General features: G+C 52.0%; 16 protein-coding genes and 3 pseudogenes. 16 read left to right on the top strand and 3 right to left on the bottom strand.

Annotated elements, in window-relative coordinates; translation table 11 throughout:
• Positions 1-196: 196 nt before the first annotated feature.
• The 6 genes from AC2FC2_RS04510 to AC2FC2_RS04485 all read left to right on the top strand — a co-directional run bounded on the left by AC2FC2_RS04510 (position 197) and on the right by AC2FC2_RS04485 (position 7094).
• Positions 197-811, top strand: coding sequence for a TetR/AcrR family transcriptional regulator (locus AC2FC2_RS04510; protein WP_265557085.1), 615 nt, complete (start codon positions 197-199; stop codon positions 809-811).
• A gap of 80 nt (positions 812-891) precedes the next feature.
• Complete coding sequence (locus tag AC2FC2_RS04505; protein WP_490658834.1) at positions 892-1992, top strand: efflux RND transporter periplasmic adaptor subunit; 1101 nt, start codon at positions 892-894, stop codon at positions 1990-1992.
• A complete protein-coding gene (locus AC2FC2_RS04500) occupies positions 1985-5047 on the top strand; it encodes an efflux RND transporter permease subunit (RefSeq protein ID WP_265557083.1) in 3063 nt (1020 codons plus the stop codon). The genes AC2FC2_RS04505 and AC2FC2_RS04500 overlap by 8 nt, the downstream gene beginning before the upstream one ends.
• A gap of 64 nt (positions 5048-5111) precedes the next feature.
• On the top strand, positions 5112-5441 hold the full coding sequence (locus AC2FC2_RS04495; protein WP_265557082.1) for a cupin domain-containing protein: 330 nt from the start codon (positions 5112-5114) through the stop codon (positions 5439-5441).
• Between the two features lie 276 nt (positions 5442-5717).
• Positions 5718-6038, top strand: a complete 321-nt coding sequence (locus AC2FC2_RS04490; RefSeq protein ID WP_265557081.1) for a hypothetical protein — start codon at positions 5718-5720, stop codon at positions 6036-6038.
• A 657-nt stretch (positions 6039-6695) separates the two neighbouring features.
• Positions 6696-7094, top strand: coding sequence for a nuclear transport factor 2 family protein (locus AC2FC2_RS04485; RefSeq protein WP_265557080.1), 399 nt, complete (start codon positions 6696-6698; stop codon positions 7092-7094).
• 614 nt (positions 7095-7708) lie between these two features.
• On the opposite strand, the pseudogene AC2FC2_RS04480 reads toward AC2FC2_RS04485, so the two are convergent.
• Positions 7709-8140: pseudogene (locus tag AC2FC2_RS04480) on the bottom strand (helix-turn-helix domain-containing protein); the annotation flags it as partial.
• 603 nt (positions 8141-8743) lie between these two features.
• On the opposite strand from AC2FC2_RS04480, the gene AC2FC2_RS04475 reads away from it, so the two are divergent.
• From AC2FC2_RS04475 to AC2FC2_RS04460, 4 genes are all read left to right on the top strand, one after another.
• The gene (locus tag AC2FC2_RS04475; protein WP_265553220.1) at positions 8744-8998 is read left to right on the top strand and encodes a YdgH/BhsA/McbA family protein; all 255 of its coding nucleotides are present in this window, start codon (positions 8744-8746) and stop codon (positions 8996-8998) included.
• A gap of 24 nt (positions 8999-9022) precedes the next feature.
• Complete coding sequence (locus tag AC2FC2_RS04470) at positions 9023-9700, top strand: SDR family NAD(P)-dependent oxidoreductase (protein WP_265553222.1); 678 nt, start codon at positions 9023-9025, stop codon at positions 9698-9700.
• Positions 9694-10275, top strand: a complete 582-nt coding sequence (locus AC2FC2_RS04465; protein WP_265553224.1) for a TetR/AcrR family transcriptional regulator — start codon at positions 9694-9696, stop codon at positions 10273-10275. The genes AC2FC2_RS04470 and AC2FC2_RS04465 overlap by 7 nt, the downstream gene beginning before the upstream one ends.
• 128 nt (positions 10276-10403) lie before the next feature.
• Complete coding sequence (locus AC2FC2_RS04460; protein ID WP_265553226.1) at positions 10404-11507, top strand: ABC transporter substrate-binding protein; 1104 nt, start codon at positions 10404-10406, stop codon at positions 11505-11507.
• Positions 11508-11640: 133 nt separating this feature from the next.
• Here the strand turns inward: AC2FC2_RS04460 and AC2FC2_RS04455 are convergent.
• Together AC2FC2_RS04455 and AC2FC2_RS04450 are read right to left on the bottom strand one after the other, a co-directional pair.
• Positions 11641-11826: pseudogene (locus AC2FC2_RS04455) on the bottom strand (polyphosphate kinase 2); the annotation flags it as partial.
• Between the two features lie 3 nt (positions 11827-11829).
• Positions 11830-12881: pseudogene (locus AC2FC2_RS04450) on the bottom strand (inorganic phosphate transporter); the annotation flags it as partial.
• 197 nt (positions 12882-13078) lie between these two features.
• Here AC2FC2_RS04450 and AC2FC2_RS04445 point away from each other — a divergent pair.
• Genes AC2FC2_RS04445 through AC2FC2_RS04420 form a run of 6 tightly spaced genes read left to right on the top strand, consistent with a single transcriptional unit; the run spans position 13079 to position 18596 of the window.
• Complete coding sequence (locus tag AC2FC2_RS04445; RefSeq protein ID WP_265553228.1) at positions 13079-14077, top strand: LacI family DNA-binding transcriptional regulator; 999 nt, start codon at positions 13079-13081, stop codon at positions 14075-14077.
• Positions 14078-14106: 29 nt separating this feature from the next.
• The gene (locus AC2FC2_RS04440) at positions 14107-15108 is read left to right on the top strand and encodes an ABC transporter substrate-binding protein (RefSeq protein ID WP_265553230.1); all 1002 of its coding nucleotides are present in this window, start codon (positions 14107-14109) and stop codon (positions 15106-15108) included.
• On the top strand, positions 15108-15980 hold the full coding sequence (locus AC2FC2_RS04435) for an ABC transporter permease (RefSeq protein ID WP_265553232.1): 873 nt from the start codon (positions 15108-15110) through the stop codon (positions 15978-15980). The genes AC2FC2_RS04440 and AC2FC2_RS04435 overlap by 1 nt, the downstream gene beginning before the upstream one ends.
• Positions 15977-16765 (top strand): ABC transporter permease, encoded by a 789-nt coding sequence (locus AC2FC2_RS04430; protein ID WP_265553234.1) that lies wholly within the window; start codon positions 15977-15979, stop codon positions 16763-16765. The genes AC2FC2_RS04435 and AC2FC2_RS04430 overlap by 4 nt, the downstream gene beginning before the upstream one ends.
• Before the next feature lie 8 nt (positions 16766-16773).
• Entirely contained in the window at positions 16774-17754 is a 981-nt protein-coding gene (locus AC2FC2_RS04425) for an ABC transporter ATP-binding protein (protein WP_490658833.1), read from the top strand.
• Between the two features lie 11 nt (positions 17755-17765).
• Positions 17766-18596, top strand: coding sequence for a phosphodiesterase (locus tag AC2FC2_RS04420; protein WP_265553238.1), 831 nt, complete (start codon positions 17766-17768; stop codon positions 18594-18596).
• The last annotated feature ends 195 nt before the right edge of the window (positions 18597-18791 follow it).

The raw sequence follows: 18791 nt of genomic DNA, 5'->3' as shown, positions 1-18791 counted from the left end.
TGAGATCCATCAGGCGCCGTTTTCTGAAACGATATCCCCTATCTTGCGTATCCCGTTGCTTTCAGAACATCACCCTGTCCTTGTCTCTCACTGCAACGCCTTGAATGATCAGGCAGGGGATATAAAACACGTAAGTGACCAAATAACCATTTGGTCACTTATTGTGGATCGCCGCTCACCGAGATAAGCTATACAGATGAATGAAAAAATGAATACACCACAGACGCGGGGCCCTTCGGACCACAGTGTTCGCGATCAGGTCGTGGCAGCCGCTACCGAATACTTCGGGCACTACGGTTATGAAAAAACCACGGTGTCCGATCTGGCCAAAGCGATCGGCTTTTCGAAGGCTTACATCTACAAATTCTTTGAATCCAAGCAGGCGATTGGTGAGGTGATCTGTTCTAATCGCCTGGCGATGATTATGGCGCTGGTGGACTCAGCCATCGCCGATTCGCCAACCGCGTCAGAGAAGCTAAGACGCTTGTTCAAGGCGCTGTCGGAGACCAGTAGCGACTTATTCTTCCATGACAGAAAACTCTATGATATCGCCGCCGTCGCCGCACGCGATCAATGGCCTTCGGTGAAGTCACATGAAGCTCATCTGCTGCAAATCATCCAACAGATCCTCCGCGAAGGGCGCGAGTCCGGAGAGTTTGAACGCAAGACTCCGATGGACGAGGCTGCCAGTGCGATTTATCTGGTGATGTGTCCCTATGTCAACCCGGTACAGCTGCAATACAACCTGGAAACCGCCGGGGAAGCCGCGGTACTGTTGTCGGGCCTGATATTGCGCAGTTTGTCGCCTTAACATGAATAGTGACCATTGACTTAATTGGTCACTAGTCGGAGGATGCGGTTCTTGTCCTGTCAATGACGTAAGGGAACCCCATGCTCCGGCTCAGACCTGCCACTATTGGCGCTTGCCTGTTACCCCTGGCCTTGGTGGCCTGTGATAACGTATCAACCGTCGACGATCCGCGTAATAAGCCGCCGCTAGTGAGGGCGGCTGTGGTAGAAAATGCGGTCGACATCTCCCGTGCATTCACCGGCGTCGTGGTCGCCAGAACTCAAAGTGACTTGGGATTCCGTGTCTCTGGCAAAATACTTGAGCGTCTGATCGATACCGGCCAGTCCGTCAAACGCGGTCAGCCGCTGATGCGGCTGGATCCGGTTGATCTTGGTTTGCAGGCGCGGGCGCAGCAACAAGCGGTGGCGGCCGCACGGGCGCAGGCTCGGCAGGCGACGGCCGATGAGGCTCGCTATCGCGGGCTGGTCACAACCGGCGCAGTTTCGGCGTCGGCCTATGATCAGATCAAGGCGGCGGCGGATACCGCAAAGGCACAACTCAGTGCCGCAGAAGCGCAGGCAGATGTAGCCCGGAATGCGTCCGAGTATGCCGTTTTGCTGGCTGACGCCGATGGCGTGGTGGTGGACACGCTGGCCGAGCCAGGACAAGTTGTCAGTGCTGGGCAAGCCGTGGTGCGACTGGCGCGTGCGGGGCAACGAGAAGCCATAGTACATCTACCGGAAACCTTGCGTCCGGCCATCGGCAGCGTGGCTATGGCCCGTCTGTATGGGCGCGACACGGGAGCGGTACCTTCAACATTACGCCTGCTTTCTGATGCAGCCGATGCTTCAACACGGACGTTCGAGGCCAGGTATGTACTTAACGGCCCGCTGGCAGGAGCCCCCTTAGGTTCAACCGTCACCCTTGATATCGCCAAAAATGAAAGCACCGCGCCACTGCTGCAGATCCCCATCGCCGCACTCTTTGATCCCGGTAAGGGTACCGGCGTATGGGTTATTGCCGGTCAGCAGGCGGCTGTCGCCTGGCACCCCATACAGGTACTGAGCATCAGCGACGATGTCGCCAAGGTTGCCGGCAACCTTAAGGCGGGTGATCAGGTTGTGGCATTGGGTGCCCATTTGCTGCGCGACGGTGAGCAGGTCAGGGTGGCACCCGTTTTGTCAGGAGCCGCTCATGAGTGAAGGGCGTTTTAATCTCTCGGCGCTTGCCGTTCGCGAACGTGCCATCACGCTGTTTCTGATTCTTCTTATCGCGGTAGCCGGTGCCCTTGCGTTCTTTGAGTTGGGACGGGCGGAGGATCCCCCCTTTACGGTTAAACAGATGACGGTCATCACTGCATGGCCGGGCGCGACCGCGCAGGAAATGCAGGATCAGGTCGCCGAACCGCTCGAAAAACGGATGCAAGAGCTGAAGTGGTATGACCGCACTGAGACTTATACCCGCCCCGGTCTGGCTTTCACTATGGTGTCATTGGCAGACAAAACACCGCCTGCCGAGGTGCAGGAAGCCTTCTATCAGGCGCGCAAGAAGCTGGGTGACGAAGCTAAAAACTTACCTGCCGGCGTCATTGGGCCGATGGTCAATGACGAGTTCTCTGACGTAACCTTTGCGTTGTTTGCTTTAAAAGCCAAAGGGGAACCGCAACGTCTGTTGGTACGCGATGCAGAATCCTTGCGCCAACGTTTACTCCATGTACCTGGCGTGAAGAAGGTCAACATTATCGGGGAGCAGGCCGAGCGCATCTTCGTTTCATTTTCCCACGATCGGCTCGCCACGCTAGGGATTACCCCACAGGAGATTTTCTCCGCGCTGAACAGTCAGAACGTCTTAACGCCCGCAGGTTCGATCGACACCCACGGGCCGCAGGTATTTCTTCGCCTTGACGGTGCTTTCGATACCCTGGCCAAGATCCGCGCCACACCTATTATGGCCCAAGGGCGCACCTTGACGCTTTCTGATGTCGCGACTGTTGAGCGCGGCTATGAAGACCCGGCGACCTTCATTATTCGCAACAACGGCGAACAGGCATTGTTACTGGGCATTGTGATGCGCGAAGGCTGGAACGGACTGGATTTGGGGAAAGCGCTTGATGCTGAGACCAGCAAAATAAACGCGGATATGCCGTTGGGCATGACGTTAACCAAAGTCACCGATCAATCCGTTAATATCGGCTCGGCGGTCAATGAGTTTATGGTGAAGTTTTTCGTCGCACTCCTGGTGGTCATGGTCGTTTGCTTCGTCAGCATGGGATGGCGAGTGGGCGTTGTTGTCGCTGCCGCTGTCCCTTTGACGCTGGCCGTGGTGTTTGTCGTAATGGCGTCCACAGGCAAGAACTTTGACCGCATCACGTTGGGATCGTTAATACTGGCGCTGGGACTGCTGGTTGACGACGCCATCATTGCCATTGAAATGATGGTGGTAAAGATGGAGGAAGGCTACGACCGTATCAAAGCCTCTGCCTATGCCTGGAGCCACACCGCAGCCCCCATGCTGGCCGGGACGCTGGTAACAGCCATTGGGTTTATGCCTAACGGTTTTGCACAGTCAACGGCTGGCGAGTACACCAGTAATATGTTTTGGATTGTCGGCATCGCGCTGATCGCCTCCTGGGTGGTTGCGGTGATCTTTACACCCTATTTGGGGGTAAAGATGCTGCCGAACATCAAGACGGTTGAAGGCGGCCACGCAGCTATCTATAACACTCGCCACTATAATCGTTTTCGCCGTTTATTGGCCCGCGTCATTACCCGCAAATGGTGGGTGGCAGGGGCCGTGGTGAGTGCTTTTGTTTTGGCCATCCTTTCCATGGGGCTAATCAAAAAGCAGTTTTTCCCTACCTCCGACCGTCCTGAAGTATTGGTTGAGGTGCAGATGCCCTATGGCACCTCTATCGAACAGACCAGCGCGGCCACCGCGAAAATTGAAACCTGGCTGAAAAAGCAGAGTGAGGCCAAGATCGTTACGTCGTATATCGGCCAGGGTTCGCCACGTTTCTATCTGGCGATGGCGCCGGAGCTGCCCGATCCCTCGTTTGCAAAAATTGTGGTGCTCACCGACAGCCCGGCAGCCCGTGAAGCCCTAAAATTCCGCCTGCGAGCGGCGGCGGCAGACGGACTGGCACCCGAAGCGCGAGTGAGAGTGACGCAACTGGTGTTTGGCCCGTATTCACCGTTCCCCGTGGCGTATCGCGTTTCGGGGCCGAACCCCGACAAACTGCGTGAGATTGCAGGACAGGTCGAGACCGTGATGCAAGCCAGCCCAATGATGCGTACCGTCAATACCGACTGGGGGCCACGCGTGCCAACGCTGCATTTCTCGTTGGATCAGGACCGGCTGCAAGCGGTGGGTCTGACGTCAAACAGCGTGGCGCAACAATTACAGTTCCTGCTCTCTGGCGTCCCGATCACCGTGGTGCGAGAGGACATTCGCGCGGTACAGGTTGTAGGGCGCGCGGCGGGGGATATTCGTCTCGACCCGGCCCAAATAGAAGGATTTACCCTTGTGGGCTCTGCCGGGCAACGTATTCCACTGTCGCAGGTGGGCGAGGTCGATGTACGTATGGAAGATCCTGTCCTGCGGCGTCGCGATCGTACCCCAACGATGACCGTGCGAGGTGACATTGCTGAGGGGCTGCAACCACCCGATGTTTCCACTGCGATACTGAGTGAGCTCAAGCCGATCATCGACCAATTGCCTGCCGGCTATCGCATCGAGCAAGCGGGATCCATTGAGGAATCAGCCAAGGCGACCCAAGCAATGTTGCCGTTATTCCCAATCATGATTGCGCTGACGTTGTTGGTCATCATCCTGCAGGTGCGCTCGATATCGGCAATGGTCATGGTGTTTCTCACCGCACCCTTGGGACTGATTGGCGTCGTACCCACATTGCTGCTGTTCCAACAGCCATTTGGCATTAACGCCCTGGTCGGCCTGATCGCACTGTCGGGTATTTTAATGCGGAATACCCTGATCTTGATTGGCCAAATTACTGACAATCAAAAGCAGGGCATGGACCCGTTCCATGCGGTGGTGGAGGCCACAGTGCAACGTGCCAGACCGGTGTTGCTTACGGCATTGGCAGCCATATTGGCGTTTATTCCGCTGACCCATTCGGTATTCTGGGGCACCCTGGCATACACTTTGATCGGCGGTACGTTCGGTGGAACCATCATGACATTGGTATTCCTGCCTGCCATGTATGCCATCTGGTTTAAGATCCGCCCTGGCAAAGGGTGACGTTGTCACCTATTTACACAGCCCAAGACTTCACCTGGCGGGGCCCATAAGGGATAAGGTTAAGATGATGACGAATTTGTTCACACATTTTCCTGAGGCCGCACTTAAGGCGGAAGCAGAAACCTTTGAGACGCTGTTATCTCAGCCAAACGTGCAGATTGAACGTATCATCTCTAGCGGGCAATCAAGCCCGCCAGATTTTTGGTACTGCCAGCCGCAAAATGAGTGGGTCATCGTTTTACAGGGTTCTGCCGGTTTGCGGTTCGAGGATGAACCTGAGGTGCAGATAATGAATATCGGCGACTTTGTGAATATTACGGCACAACGTCGCCATAGGGTTGAATGGACAGATCCCAACACGCCGACCGTTTGGTTGGCTGTCCATTATGGATGAATCAGTCTAGGGGTTTCAGGACCAATGGAACGAAAACGTACGATAGCAGGGTAACGATATGATTATATTGGATTATAATTTTAGCGATATAAGGATTTATCCACCACACCGTACAACCTAAAACTGTTCCGCTTGTCTCTTTCTTGACCTCAACTTAAGCCGTCATTATGTATAGACAAGAAACTTGTGCTTTCACTTATTGACAATTTGTATGCACATGGCAAAATCCCCACAAAGATAACGATAATCATTATCAGTAATGGGTATTGTAAAGATATGAAGCTAAAACCGATTTCTTTTGCAACGTTAGCATTATGCTTTGTAGCAGAGTTTGCTTTGGCGGAAAGCGTACCTAATCTTGTCGTCGGGGCGGGGGGTATTTACAAAGTTGAAGACTTTCTACCTGAGAAAAATAATTGGGCAATTAGTTCTGGCATTTCAATTTATGAAAATACTAAAACTAACACATCATCACAATATTCACTGAACATTACCTCCTTAGGCTCTTTCTTTATAGACAACTCTGTCTCTATTGTGACCACCAATACAAAAAAACTTTCCGGATATACTTCTTTCCAATACAAGGGGCTACTGTAAATTTAAGCGCTTATCCAGCTAAAACAATAGGATCGGGGAATGAAGCTAAGTTCAAGCTAAATGCAGCGGCGGTAGGTGCCAGTATTGGTGCGCTTGGCGGATAGATTTTTACTCACTGAAGCGGGTGGATTGTTATTTGGTGGTTTAGCGGGCGAATATCTTGGGAAAAACAAAAACAAGATAGGTCCAGCTCTGGATTCGGTTCCATCGCAAGGTGATTAAAATAAAATTTAAAACGATCCTAACTGGGCTGACAATCATTTTAAAAACATGCTAGGCCTTACAGGTGGGTGTTATAAGGAAGCAATGCAGAAAGCTGTGGACGATCCAGCATCATGGCGAAAGCTAATGAAGCAAAGATGCACTGCTTGTCATTAAAGGAGTTCTATTTTGAACGTTATTTATATTGTTTTTATTTACGTTATCTGGTTTTTTATATTTAAATTTTTGAGTTGTAAATGCAAGTGGTTAAATACAATATATTCAATTATACCTGCATTTTTAACTGTTTGTTTGGTGAGCTGGCTATTTGGTTAGTTGTTTGCAATATTTATAGGTTCCAGAAAGGAAGGTAGATATACCATCAGTGACACTGTCACTGAATTATGTTAAATAACCCGGCATTAATGGGGAGATAAAGACAACCCAAAGGAGGAAATGTTGACCGAGTTGGCAGAATTGTTAGCCATGATTCAATCTCTTGAGGTTAAATTGCATCAGCCCGTGACACGCACTAATGCAAGCGCAGTCGGTGCATTATTGCATGATGACTTTGAAGAGATTGGGCGTTCAGGCCAGTGCTATGACAAACAGCAAACTGTGACCGCACTTTTACGAGAACATGGCCAGGCTGAGATTTTTTCCGAAGGGTTCATGTTGGCCACCATTGTCGAAGGCGCTGTGTTGCTGACATACCGAAGTTTTCATCGCAGTGCTGATGGCGTTGTTACTGGCTGCACATTGCGATCGTCGATCTGGGTGTTATCTTCAGAAAATGGTAGCGACCATTGGCAAATGCGTTTTCACCAGGGTACTCCGACGGTCGACGCCAGATAATGCTTTTTCCTTTACACAGAAGAACTCAGGATTGATGTGCGGATTTCTTGGTTGATTAAGCACAGTTTGGCGGTGCGTTTTGATGAAATCTGCAGGGTGGAATGTAGCCACCGTTCCTCAGATTTCACGTAGCGCGATCAAAAAAGAAGGGGGTTTTTGAACAATTCGCGCCTATTTACAAGCAGCCATGTCATTACCGGTGCCAGGTTTATCTTTCAGCGATACGCAAAGGTTACATAGTTGGCCTTCATATAAGGCATCGCGACCTGGCAGAGAGCCGTCATTCAGAATGTTCAAAACTGTCGCAATGTTAGAAATGCACAGTGGCCATGTCTAGATCTGCCGAAGGTTGAAAGACCAAGAGCAGAACCATTTATTGCAGAGCATAAGTCGGATTGGCTATGCGCATTGAAACACAAGCGAGTGTTGCGACCCTAGCGGAATGGAAGAAATCGGAGATGTTAGTCTCAATCATAGCCAACAATTAAACCTTCGTAGAAGAACGTCATATCTTAAGAAACACGGGCAAGAATTGAAGGTGAGGTGGGATGCAATCAAGACAGATAGCCCGGTGCGTAATCATCAATGCAATTTAACTTATGTTGAGTGTGATGAACGGCAACGAACGCATGAAGGGGTGATTTGCCATTACGCATGGTGCCCCAGTCAACCTGCATCTGTCGTCCTGGCTCTGTTTCGAAGCGCACGACAGGCTCCTGTTCCTGAGGGATAGCAAGTGAACGTATGAACTCTCTCAGGATGGTCATGCCACCACGATAACCCTGCTCCGTGATCTCGCGGGCGATGACCGTTGCAGGAATTTTATAAGGATGGGCACCGGCGATGCGTTGCCGAATATAGTCCCGGTATTCATCCAGGAGTGAAGTAGCTGCGGGACGCGGCGTATATTTTGGCGGCTCAGACTGCGCACGCAGATAACGCTTTACGGTGTTACGGGAGATACCCAGTTCTCTGGCGATCGCCCGGCTGCTCATACCCTGCTTATGCAGGATCTTAATTTCCATAACTGTCTCAAAAGTGACCATAAGCTCTCCCGAATCAGGAGAGCAGATTAACCCTGGATCTAATTTCAGGCGTCGGATATGGATCACTTTCGCACCGTTGGTAACATACATCATCAGGTATAACATTCAACCGTAATGAGTGGTAGAGGTTTTAGACACTTTACGAAGTTTCGTTTGCTGACGAGTCAAATGACAACCATGCGGGTGATATTAGCCGTGGGGTCGTTAAGAATGCGCTTATTATGAGTATTTTCTGACAGCTTGGTCTGTTAGCGATCCGCTGTTTCAGCGTGGAACAACTGAGGTGAACAGTAATCTTGACTCATTGGTAACCCGTGTTTCACATAAATGCAGTAACAGAAGCCCCCCCTAAACTCCATTAATTTTAAATCACTTGACAATAAAACCTCGTTCACACTAACGATTTTCAGATATTTTATCTAAAAAAAGCATAAAATATCAGGTAAATTAGATAAAAAAACCTAGAATCGTTCACTGAACGAGATTTTTCCATATCATTGTTATTCAGTAAATTTGAATAAAACTATCAATGATAGGGAATTTTGTTATTCCTGTAGCGGGCTATCATAAGCACCAATGTTTAAATCCATTAGAGGGTGTACCATGAAAAAATTACTTATAGTCAGTTTAGGAATGATGTTTACTGCAGCTTCTCTTTCTTCCCATGCAGCCACTGAAGTCAGTTCATTAAAGGATGAAAAAGCTTATGGGTATGTGTCTGTCACAGGCGAAAGCAGTCTTGACAGCCTGACCGCATCTCTTGCCAGAAAAGCTGATGAAGCGGGGGCTTCACGTTTTTACATCACATCTGCCGGCGGTAAAAACAAGTTACATGGCAGTGCCGTACTGCTTAAATAATACTCTCCAAGGAGGTGACCAGTCATGAATCAGCAAACTGCCCTAGTAGTCGGCGCTTCAAAAGGGATCGGACTTGCCGTTGTTAAGCGTCTGTCCGCAATGAACGTGAACCTCTTAGCAACATGGAACACGACACGCCCGGCTGAAGGTGACAAAAATACTAGATGGATTCAGGCTGACATCACCAATGAAATCAGTATGTCAGACCTTATATCGGCATGCCGGGGACAGCAATTCGATCTCATTTTAATTAATGCCGGCATATACGGCCCCGCGCATCAGGATATATGCCGTGCATCCGGGAAAGAAACCGAAACGGTGTTTACTGTAAATGCCGTTGCGCCAGTTCAGGCAGCAAATATGTTGATCCCCTTTCTCCGGCTGGATAATAACGCCGTTCTGGGAATCATGACTTCGCGGCTGGCCAGCCTCACTGAGAACCCTGAGGCCGAAATGCCTCTTTATGCAGCAAGCAAAGCTGCACTTAACATGCTTACCCGTTCTCTGCTAGACACAATAAGAAGGAAGGGGGCAACCTTGCTTTCAATCCATCCCGGATGGGTTCAGACGGATATGGGGGGCTATATGGCTCCCGTGAAACCCGAGCAAAGTGCTGAGGGCATTATCAGCCAAATGATGCATTACCGAGCAGCAGGAGGCCATCATTTTGTCGATTATTCTGGCGGAGAACTTGCATGGTAAAGGATAACAATAGCAAATCTTCAAGTACCTCAAGGGCAAAAAGCGAGCTTACCCGAGAGCGCATTCTGGAGGCCGCGGCTGAAATAATCCGAACTGAGGGGCTTCATGCATGCACTCAGAGAAACCTGGCTGCTGAGCTTAATATTTCACCTGGAACAGTTACCTGGCATTTCAGACTACTTGACGATCTGCATGATTCCGTTATCAGGAACGCAGTTGCGAATTTCAAGTCCCAGACGTTGAAATGGTTCAGTGAGCGTTTGCCAGAGAAGCCAGAAGTACAGTTAACCAGGTTTCTATTCTGGACTCTACAACAGCACGCACGTCTGCTTAGCGAATATGAGCTTTTCGTCGCCGCTGTTGCGCGACCACGACTCAGGGCAGGTGCAATGCAATGGGTATGGACTCACAGTTTGATTCTTCAGGAGCGCTTTGATCTGACAGCAAAACAGGCTGATGCCATAGTTGCCTATACAGATGCATGGCTGTTGCGAAACCTCCTTAGTAATGGTGCAGAAAAACCGGATGAGCATGCAACAGAGCAGATTTTTATTACCATGATACGGGTTGGCTGATCCTAATATATATGCAGATCTACAGCGTTTTTTTGAAATCCAGGGTATTTATGCTCTGGCAAGCAGATTCCCAAAGAGTAGCTCGGTAATGACTTTTAAAGATTGTTCACCTCAACAGAGACTCATTTATGAAAGTTAAACTAAGACATCTGAATATAAGTACACTGTTCCTTCTTCTTATTACTGGTGCTTCATATGCCGCAGTAGCGCCTGAGACGCTTTCTCTCGATGAGCTTTATCAGCGCGCACTTAAAGAAGGCAGTGAAGTGACGGTTTATGCCGGCGGTGATACTGCAGGGCAGCAAGATGGTATTAAACACGCATTTGAAAAGCGGTTTCCAGGCCTGACGCTTAACGTCATTGTAGATTACAGCAAATTTCACGATGCACGTATTGATAATCAGATGGCTACTGGCAGGCTGGTACCTGACGTTGTACAGCTGCAGACATTGCAGGACTATCCCCGCTGGAAGAAAGAAGGCGCACTTTTGAACTACAAACCAAAAGGATGGGAAAAGATATACCCGGATTTCCGCGACAAAGATGGGGCGTGGACGGGCGTTTTTGTGGATGCGTTCTCAAACGTTATTAACACAAAAGCCCTGCCGGAAACTCAGTGGCCGACAGAGGCGAAAGACTATCTGAATCCGGTGCTCAAGGGAAAAATTGTCGTAACCTATCCAAATGATGATGACGCTGTCCTTTTCTGGTTTAAACAGGTTGTAGATAGATATGGCTGGGGTTTCGTGCAGCAATTTGTCGCGCAAGAACCTCAACTGGTGAGAGGTACGCAGGCTCCTGCCGATGATACTGAGAGCGGAAAAGCGGTTGCGACGTTCTCAACAGATGGCAGCCTTGTCCCGGACGGAAAAGCGAATTCACGCTTTATTCTTCCGAAGCACGATCCATTTGTATCATGGGCTCAACGAGCGGCGATCATGAAAGGTGCCAAACATCCAGAAGCAGCCAAACTGTATCTCAACTGGCTGATAGATAAAAATACACAGCAAAACATCTGGTACATGTGGTCAGTCCGAACCGACGTGTCACCACCAAAAGGTTACAAGCACATCTGGGAATATAAAAATACCAATCCTAGAGCCTTTGTTACGTTTATGCAGGACCGGGATGCTGTTGAGCGCTTCCGCTCGCAGATGACACTTTACTTCGGTGAAGTTAAAGGAGCACCGTCACCAGGATGGTTGGGGCTGCTCCCGAGTAAAGCAATGTGACCACAAACCACATCAGATGAAAATACCGTGATGGTTTCGAAAATATATCAAATATTTGCTATTCTTTCTGAAACAATTACCTTGCGAAGCAATCAATGACTAAAGCCGCTTAAGCTGAAGTGGCTTTATCTTTGGTGCGCGTAGCGGCACACCAATGTGCTTCAGTGTAATCCTCCCAGCGGCGGCGACTCTCTAAATCCATTGGGCTGAGCTTCCACTGCTTGAGTGGATCGTGAATGCGACTAAGGAAACGCAATTCCTGCTCGTCATCGGTGATTGAAAACCAATATTTGACGATCTGAATTCCGCTGCGCGTCATTCTTTAGAAATTGGTGAAAATCCAGTAGAGCGTTGCCGACAGCAATATCGAAACTGGCAATGTCAGTGCCCAGGCCATCAACAGATTGCGAAGGGTAGACCCTTGTAAGCCGGAGCGGTTGGCCGCCATCGTGCCGGCAATACCGGAGGACAGCACGTGTGTGGTGGAAACCGGTAGACCAAACGCGTCCGCAGCCCCGATGATACCACCTGAGCCGGGATCTTATCGACGGAACCGTACTGGCGGATTTGGTCGCCGATAGCGCCGGTCAACTGCGCTAATGCTGGTACCACATCTGGAGTCAATTCTTTGGTACGTACATAGCCGGTCAACACTTCGCGCGGGGGTACCTGATGCATTGCCGGGAATTGTTGCAGCAAATCGTTTTTGGTCACTTCTGCTAACGCGGCCACCCGTGGGATTTGTTCCGGCGGCATCGAACGGTTCAGGGCGTAAGCAATCGGCATCGTGCCTACTAGGATCAGCATGATCAGCCCCATGCCTTTCTGGCCGTCATTGGACCCGTGAGCAAAAGAAAAACCGGTGCAAGTAAGTATCAACAGACCACGGATCCACAAAGGAGGAGGCGTATTACCCTTGGGAGCGGCATATAACTGGCGGTTCTTAACGAATATTTTCAGCGCCAGCAATAACAGGCCGGCGAACACAAAGCCGATCACCGGTGACAGCAGCAGCGCGTACCCCACCTTTATCGCTTGTGCCCAATCAACACCGCTGGTGCCAGTGCGTCCGTGGATCAATGCATTGGCCACCCCGACGCCAATAATCGATCCGATCAGCGTATCGGATGACGAGGCGGGTAACCCGAGCCACCAAGTCCCGAGGTTCCATATGATGGCAGAGAACAGCAGGGCGTACACCATGGCGAAACCGTTGCCGGTGCCGGCCTGCAAGATCAGCTCTACCGGCAGTAGCGAGATAATGCCGAATGCCACCACACCGCTGGAGAGCAGCACACCGAGAAAGTTAAAGAAGCCGGACCAGACCACCGCCACCATAGGTGACAGCGAGTGGGTATAAATTACGGTCGCTATTGGTACCATTACAGCAAAGACAACACCTGAAGCAGGCTAGGGAGGTAACCCTCAGACAATCTGATGGTCATGCGCGGCTCGACCTTCTGCCTGTGAAATATACTAACTTCATTTTTTTGTAATCCCCTTGTCATTTTTTCTCGCCATGCTTTTGCAGTAAATGAGATCGATCTCATTCACTGATAACGAGGAACGGCATGACCGATTTACTGAGCGTTGCACGCCTGGCTGGCGTTTCTCGCGCCACTGCAGCCCGAGCTTTTTCTGAGCCAGAAAAAGTGCGCAAGGCCACGCGGGATAAAGTTTTTTCCGCTTCGCAGCAACTGGGGTTTCGGCCCAACTATGTGGCACGTCAGTTGCGAACTCAGTCCACGTGCATTATCGGCGTGATGGTACCAACGCTGAGCAACCCGCTATTTAGCGAACAACTCCAGGCGATGGAGAACGTGGCGCGTGCAGCGGGTTACTCGTTGATGGTCGCTACCTCCAACTACGATCCTGAGCGTGAATTGGCGGTATTGGAACATATGCTGCGCCTGCGGGTAGACGGTTTGGCACTTACCGTCGCTGATGCTCGACAGAGCGCGAGCCTAGCCTTGCTGGAGCAGGAGGCATTACCCGTAGTGTTGGTACATAACCCCGTTGCATCGGCCCATTTCGTTACCGTCAGCGTCGATAACCAGCGTGCAATGTACCAGGCCACGCAGCATCTGCTGATGTTGGGGCATACCCGCATCGGCATGCTTGCCGGGCCGGTACAGCAGTCGGACCGTGCCCAACTGCGTTATCAGGGCTACCGCCAGGCGATGATCGATGCACGGTGCCCTCCGCTGCCCTTGATAGAGATGCCACATCACACCCGTGTTGAAGAGGCGCCGCTGCGCCGCCACTTCGGTACCGATGGAGAATTGACCGCGCTGCTCTGCTCCAACGACCTACTGGCGCTCAGTGCGATAGGCGCGCTGACACGACTCGGCTATCGCGTGCCGGAGGATATATCGGTGGTCGGTTTTGACGGGATTGAGCTGGGCGAAATGGTGTCTCCGTCACTTTACTCGGTTGTCCAGCCCACGTACCAGTTGGGCCAGGTGGCGACAGAAAGCCTGCTCAGGCTGATCGGTGGCGAGAAGGTCACTTCTCGCACCCTCGATTTTATTCTGCGTCCGGGCGAGAGCACTGCCCGGGCGCAACATTGATGTTCTATTACTTCAACCAGGAAAATTGTATGAAAACCTTCACGCTCTCCTCACTGCTGACCGGTGCCTTGCTGATTTCGGCACAGGTTCAGGCCGATACCGCCATCTGCTATAACTGCCCGCCGGAATGGGCCGACTGGGCGACTCAGTTGAAAGCCATCGCCAAAGATACCGGCATACAGGTTCCGCTGGATAACAAAAACTCCGGCCAGGCGCTTGCACAAATCGTGGCAGAAAAAGCCAGCCCGGTCGCCGATGTCGCCTATCTTGGCGTAACTTTCGGCATTCAGGCTGCCAAATCAGACGTCCTGACCAGTTATAAGCCCGCTGGCTGGGACAGTATTCCGGCGGATATGAAAGATCCCGAGGGAAAATGGATCGCGCTTCACTCCGGCACAATTGGCTTTATGGTCAACGTTGATGCCCTGAATGGTGCCCCGGTACCGCGCTCATGGGACGATCTGCTGAAACCGGAATACAAAGGGATGGTCGGTTATCTCGATCCGGCCAGTGCCTTTGTCGGCTATGCGGCGGCCGTGGCGGTCAACCTGGCCAAAGGCGGAACCTTGCAAGATTTCACACCCGGCATTGACTATTTCAAGAAATTGACGAAAAACAGCCCGATTGTCCCGAAGCAGACCGCGTATGCCCGTGTTTTGTCTGGGGAGATCCCCATTCTGCTTGACTACGATTTCAACGCCTACCGCGCAAAGTATAAAGATCATGCAAATGTTGCCTTTGTCATTCCACAAGAAGGTAGCCTCAGAGTTCCCTACGTGATCGGTCTGGTCAAGAACGCCCCGCATATGCAGGCGGGTAAAAAAGTGATCGACTATGTGCTGTCGGACCGCGGGCAGGCTATCTGGGCCAACGCCTGGTTGCGCCCGGTACGTGAAAGCGCCATGTCCGCCAGTGCGAAAGCGCAGTTCTTGCCGGACAGCGACTATGCCCGTGCCCATACGGTCAACTATCAGCAAATGGCCGATGCGCAGAAAGGTTTTTCTGCCCAATACTTGAAAGAGGTGAAGTAATGGAACAGCCATTACTTGCTGTCGCCTCGCCCGCACCCAAAGGGGAGCGACGTCAGATCCCCGTAGCGGCGTTATATGCACTGGTGCCTGTACTGACGGTCTTCTGCGCTTTCTGGCTGCTGCCGTTTGCCTCGCTGGCCGTGGTGGGGATGCAGCCGGACGGCACTACTCAGCGGAACGCTTATCTGGTGGTTCTGACACAGCCGCAGTATCTGCAGAGCCTGATCAATACGCTGTTGTTGTCGGCGGTCGTGGCGATCGCTGCGGTGGCAATTTCAGCGGTCGTGGCCTGTTTCATTGCCCGTCATACTTTTCCGGGAAAAGGGCTGCTGCTGTCATTGCTGACCTTTCCCCTTGCCTTGCCCGGTGTCGTGGTGGGTTTCCTCATCATCATGTTGGCCGGGCGTCAGGGGCTGTTTTCGCAGCTGGGCCTGGCGCTGGTCGGCGAACGCTGGAGCCTTGCTTATGGTATGACGGGACTGTTTCTTGGCTATCTCTACTTCTCTATCCCACGCGTGATCATGACGCTGGTCGCTGCCTGTGAAAAGCTTGACCTCTCGTTGGAAGAGGCGGCCCGTTCGCTCGGTGCCAGTCAGTGGCGCATTATTCGTGATGTTCTGCTCCCGGCGCTGTCTCCGGCCTTGATATCCAGTGCGGCGATCTGTTTCGCCACGAGCATGGGCGCGTTCGGCACCGCCTTTACACTGGGTACCGATCTGCAGGTGTTGCCGCTGACTATTTACGGTGAATTCACCAACTATGCCAATTTCTCCACTGCCGCTGCGCTGTCAGTGGTGATGGGGATGGTGACCTGGGCGGCGCTGTTATTGGCTCGTCGCGTCTCCGGCTATCAATCGGGGAGTACATTATGAAACGCCCGCTGACGTTTGGCTTGCAGCTCACCTTGACGCTGATGGTCTGCCTGTTTCTGATTGTGCCGATCGGCATGTCAGTGATGGCCGGCTTCACCGAGAACTATTTCGTCGGTCTGAAAAGCGGTCTGACGCTACGCTGGATCCATGAAGTCTGGGCCTTATATGCCCCTACGTTCTGGCTTTCATTACTGATCGCGCTGGCTTGCCTGCTCTGTACTCTTCTGCTCGGCGTACCTGCCGCCTGGGGTTTACTGAAAAGTCCATCCCGTCTGGCGGGCTGGATTGAAGAGTGTCTGATGCTGCCGGTTGCCATTCCCGGCCTGGCCACCGCGTTGGGTTTGTTGTTTGTCTATGGCGGACTGCATGGACTGCGCGAAAGCTGGGTGTTTATTCTGATCGGTCATGTGCTCTTTACTCTGCCTTTCATGGTGCGCCCGGTACTGGCGGTGATGAAGGCTACCGACATCCGCTCAATGGAAGAGGCATCTGCCAGCCTGGGTGCCAGGCCGTTGAAACGCTTTCTGAGCGTGGTGGTGCCTAACTGTCTTTCCGGCATCCTCGCCGGGGCTTTTATGGTGATTACCTTATCGATTGGCGAGTTCAACATCACCTGGATGCTGCACACTCCGTTGACCAAAACCTTGCCGGTAGGGCTAGCAGACAGCTATGCCTCCATGCGGCTTGAGATCGGTTCAGCCTATACCAGTTTGTTCCTACTGATGATTATTCCACTCCTGTTGGCCATGCACCTGCTTGGTCGCCGGCAGAACAATACAAAGTGAGACCTGACATGACACATCCCGTTGGAATTCGACTGCGCCGCTGCGCCCGTACCTTTAATCGCGGACATACCGCACTGCATCCGCTCGATCTGGACATCCACCCAGGCGAAACACTGGTGCTGCTTGGCCCGTCCGGTTGCGGTAAAACTACCACGTTACGCATTATCAGCGGACTGGAAAGCTGTGACCATGGCGGAGAGGTTTGGTTTGATGATCGCAACGTGACCGCGCTGCCGATTGAGAAACGCAAAGTCGGTATGGTTTTCCAAAACTATGCGCTGTTCCCCAATCTGAACGTGGCTGAGAACGTTGCTTACGGCCTGCGTATTCAACGCATGGGCGAATCGGAAATACGCCAGCGTGTCAGTGAGATGATGCAAATGGTAGATCTGAGTGATTTCGCCGACCGACCGGTACAGGCGCTTTCTGGTGGGCAAAAACAGCGCGTTTCACTGGCTCGCGCACTGACGGCACGCCCCAAAGTGTTACTGTTTGATGAACCGCTGGCCGCGCTCGATGCAAAGCTGCGTGACAAACTGCGTGAAGATATCGGCACACTGTTGGAACAACTTGGCATTACTGCTGTGTACGTCACCCATGATCAACAGGAAGCAATGGCACTGGGCGACCGTATCGCGGTCATGCACCATGGCCGTATTGAACAGATTGGCACCCCACGTGAGGTGTATCACCATCCGGCCACGCCGTTTGTCGCCGACTTTGTGGGATCCGTTAACCGCCTAAGTTTACCCGACGGTGAATTCTGGTGCCGGCCGGAAGATATTCAACCCGGTCCGCTCGCAGGGGCGTTACTGACCGGTGAAGTGCAACACAGCACATTTCTGGGCCAGCAGCAGCGTATGCTGATAAAAATCCCATCGGGGAACGTTATTCAGGTTGATTGTCCGTCACGTACACAGTGGCAACCTGGTCAACATATTGGTCTGCACGCCGTAGACGGCAGCTTGTTTACGCTTTCCCATTCCTGAGGCATTTATTAGTGAAAACTGCATTTATACTTGCGCAAATCAGCGACCTTCACATTAAGGCCGCAGGCCGTCTCTCTTACCAAAAAGTGGATACGATGAGCGCGCTGAAAGCCACCGTCGCCCACCTGAACAGCCTCAGTCCCGCACCGGATGCTGTCGTCATCACTGGCGATCTCACTGACTTTGGCCGTGCGGAAGAGTACGGGCAGGTTCGCAGTGTGCTGGATACGTTGACGCTGCCGTGGTTTGCCATCCCCGGTAATCATGACGTCCATTCAGCCTTTCGTGACGCCTTTGCCGATTGTCACTGGTTGCCCGCTCAGGGTGATTTCCTTCATTGGGTGAATGACGATTTTCCGGTGCGTTTGATCGGGCTCGATAGTACCGTTCCGGGTGCTTCGTGGGGGGAGTTCTGCGAAACGCGTGCGGAGTGGCTGCGCGCCACACTGCGGGATCAACCCCATAAACCGACAGTGCTGATGCTCCATCATCATCCTTTTATCAGTGGCATTGGTCATATGGACAGTCAAAACTTGCGAAACCGGGCACGTCTGGCAGACGTAGTGGCCAATGCCCCCCAGGTGAAACGTATTCTTTGCGGACATGTGCACAGGTTTATCGTCTCGGAACTGGCGGGCGTTGTGGTGTGCAGCGCTCCAGGAACCTCTCATCAGGTCGCCCCGAACTTCGCGCCCGATGCCCCAGCGCATTTCGTACTGGAGCCGCCGGGTATGCTTTTGCACCGCTGGCACAAAAGCCAGGGCATGGCCACGCACTATTTGCCGATTGGCCAGTACGACGGTCCATGGCCTTTTTACGACAAGGCGGGATTAATCGACTAATCCACTTGCGTAAACGCTAGAATGAACCCTCTTACCCGTTAAGTACCAACACACTGGAATAGCTGGCCCTGAAGGGCCAGTTGAAACGTCTTGGCGGTAAGTTTCGAAGTAGTGGCTCTGTAAGCATACCCGTTTTAGTTCCACGCACTTTTTGAGACTTCCGTGTTTTCAGCCATCAGTCGGTACTCTTCCGGC

The organism is Serratia sp. CoH_122_TC_1, from assembly GCF_058191755.1.
The sequence above is the reverse complement of the archived record's forward strand: the minus strand, read 5'-3'. Positions and strand labels throughout refer to the sequence as shown.

Bases quoted from the DNA above. Each gene is read 5' to 3' on its own strand.
- AC2FC2_RS04510 (WP_265557085.1), top strand. From the start codon at position 197: ATGAATGAAAAAATGAATACACCACAGACGCGGGGCCCTTCGGACCAC.
- AC2FC2_RS04505 (WP_490658834.1), top strand. From the start codon at position 892: ATGCTCCGGCTCAGACCTGCCACTATTGGCGCTTGCCTGTTACCCCTG.
- AC2FC2_RS04500 (WP_265557083.1), top strand. From the start codon at position 1,985: ATGAGTGAAGGGCGTTTTAATCTCTCGGCGCTTGCCGTTCGCGAACGT.
- AC2FC2_RS04495 (WP_265557082.1), top strand. From the start codon at position 5,112: ATGATGACGAATTTGTTCACACATTTTCCTGAGGCCGCACTTAAGGCG.
- AC2FC2_RS04490 (WP_265557081.1), top strand. From the start codon at position 5,718: ATGAAGCTAAAACCGATTTCTTTTGCAACGTTAGCATTATGCTTTGTA.
- AC2FC2_RS04485 (WP_265557080.1), top strand. From the start codon at position 6,696: ATGTTGACCGAGTTGGCAGAATTGTTAGCCATGATTCAATCTCTTGAG.
- AC2FC2_RS04475 (WP_265553220.1), top strand. From the start codon at position 8,744: ATGAAAAAATTACTTATAGTCAGTTTAGGAATGATGTTTACTGCAGCT.
- AC2FC2_RS04470 (WP_265553222.1), top strand. From the start codon at position 9,023: ATGAATCAGCAAACTGCCCTAGTAGTCGGCGCTTCAAAAGGGATCGGA.
- AC2FC2_RS04465 (WP_265553224.1), top strand. From the start codon at position 9,694: ATGGTAAAGGATAACAATAGCAAATCTTCAAGTACCTCAAGGGCAAAA.
- AC2FC2_RS04460 (WP_265553226.1), top strand. From the start codon at position 10,404: ATGAAAGTTAAACTAAGACATCTGAATATAAGTACACTGTTCCTTCTT.
- AC2FC2_RS04445 (WP_265553228.1), top strand. From the start codon at position 13,079: ATGACCGATTTACTGAGCGTTGCACGCCTGGCTGGCGTTTCTCGCGCC.
- AC2FC2_RS04440 (WP_265553230.1), top strand. From the start codon at position 14,107: ATGAAAACCTTCACGCTCTCCTCACTGCTGACCGGTGCCTTGCTGATT.
- AC2FC2_RS04435 (WP_265553232.1), top strand. From the start codon at position 15,108: ATGGAACAGCCATTACTTGCTGTCGCCTCGCCCGCACCCAAAGGGGAG.
- AC2FC2_RS04430 (WP_265553234.1), top strand. From the start codon at position 15,977: ATGAAACGCCCGCTGACGTTTGGCTTGCAGCTCACCTTGACGCTGATG.
- AC2FC2_RS04425 (WP_490658833.1), top strand. From the start codon at position 16,774: ATGACACATCCCGTTGGAATTCGACTGCGCCGCTGCGCCCGTACCTTT.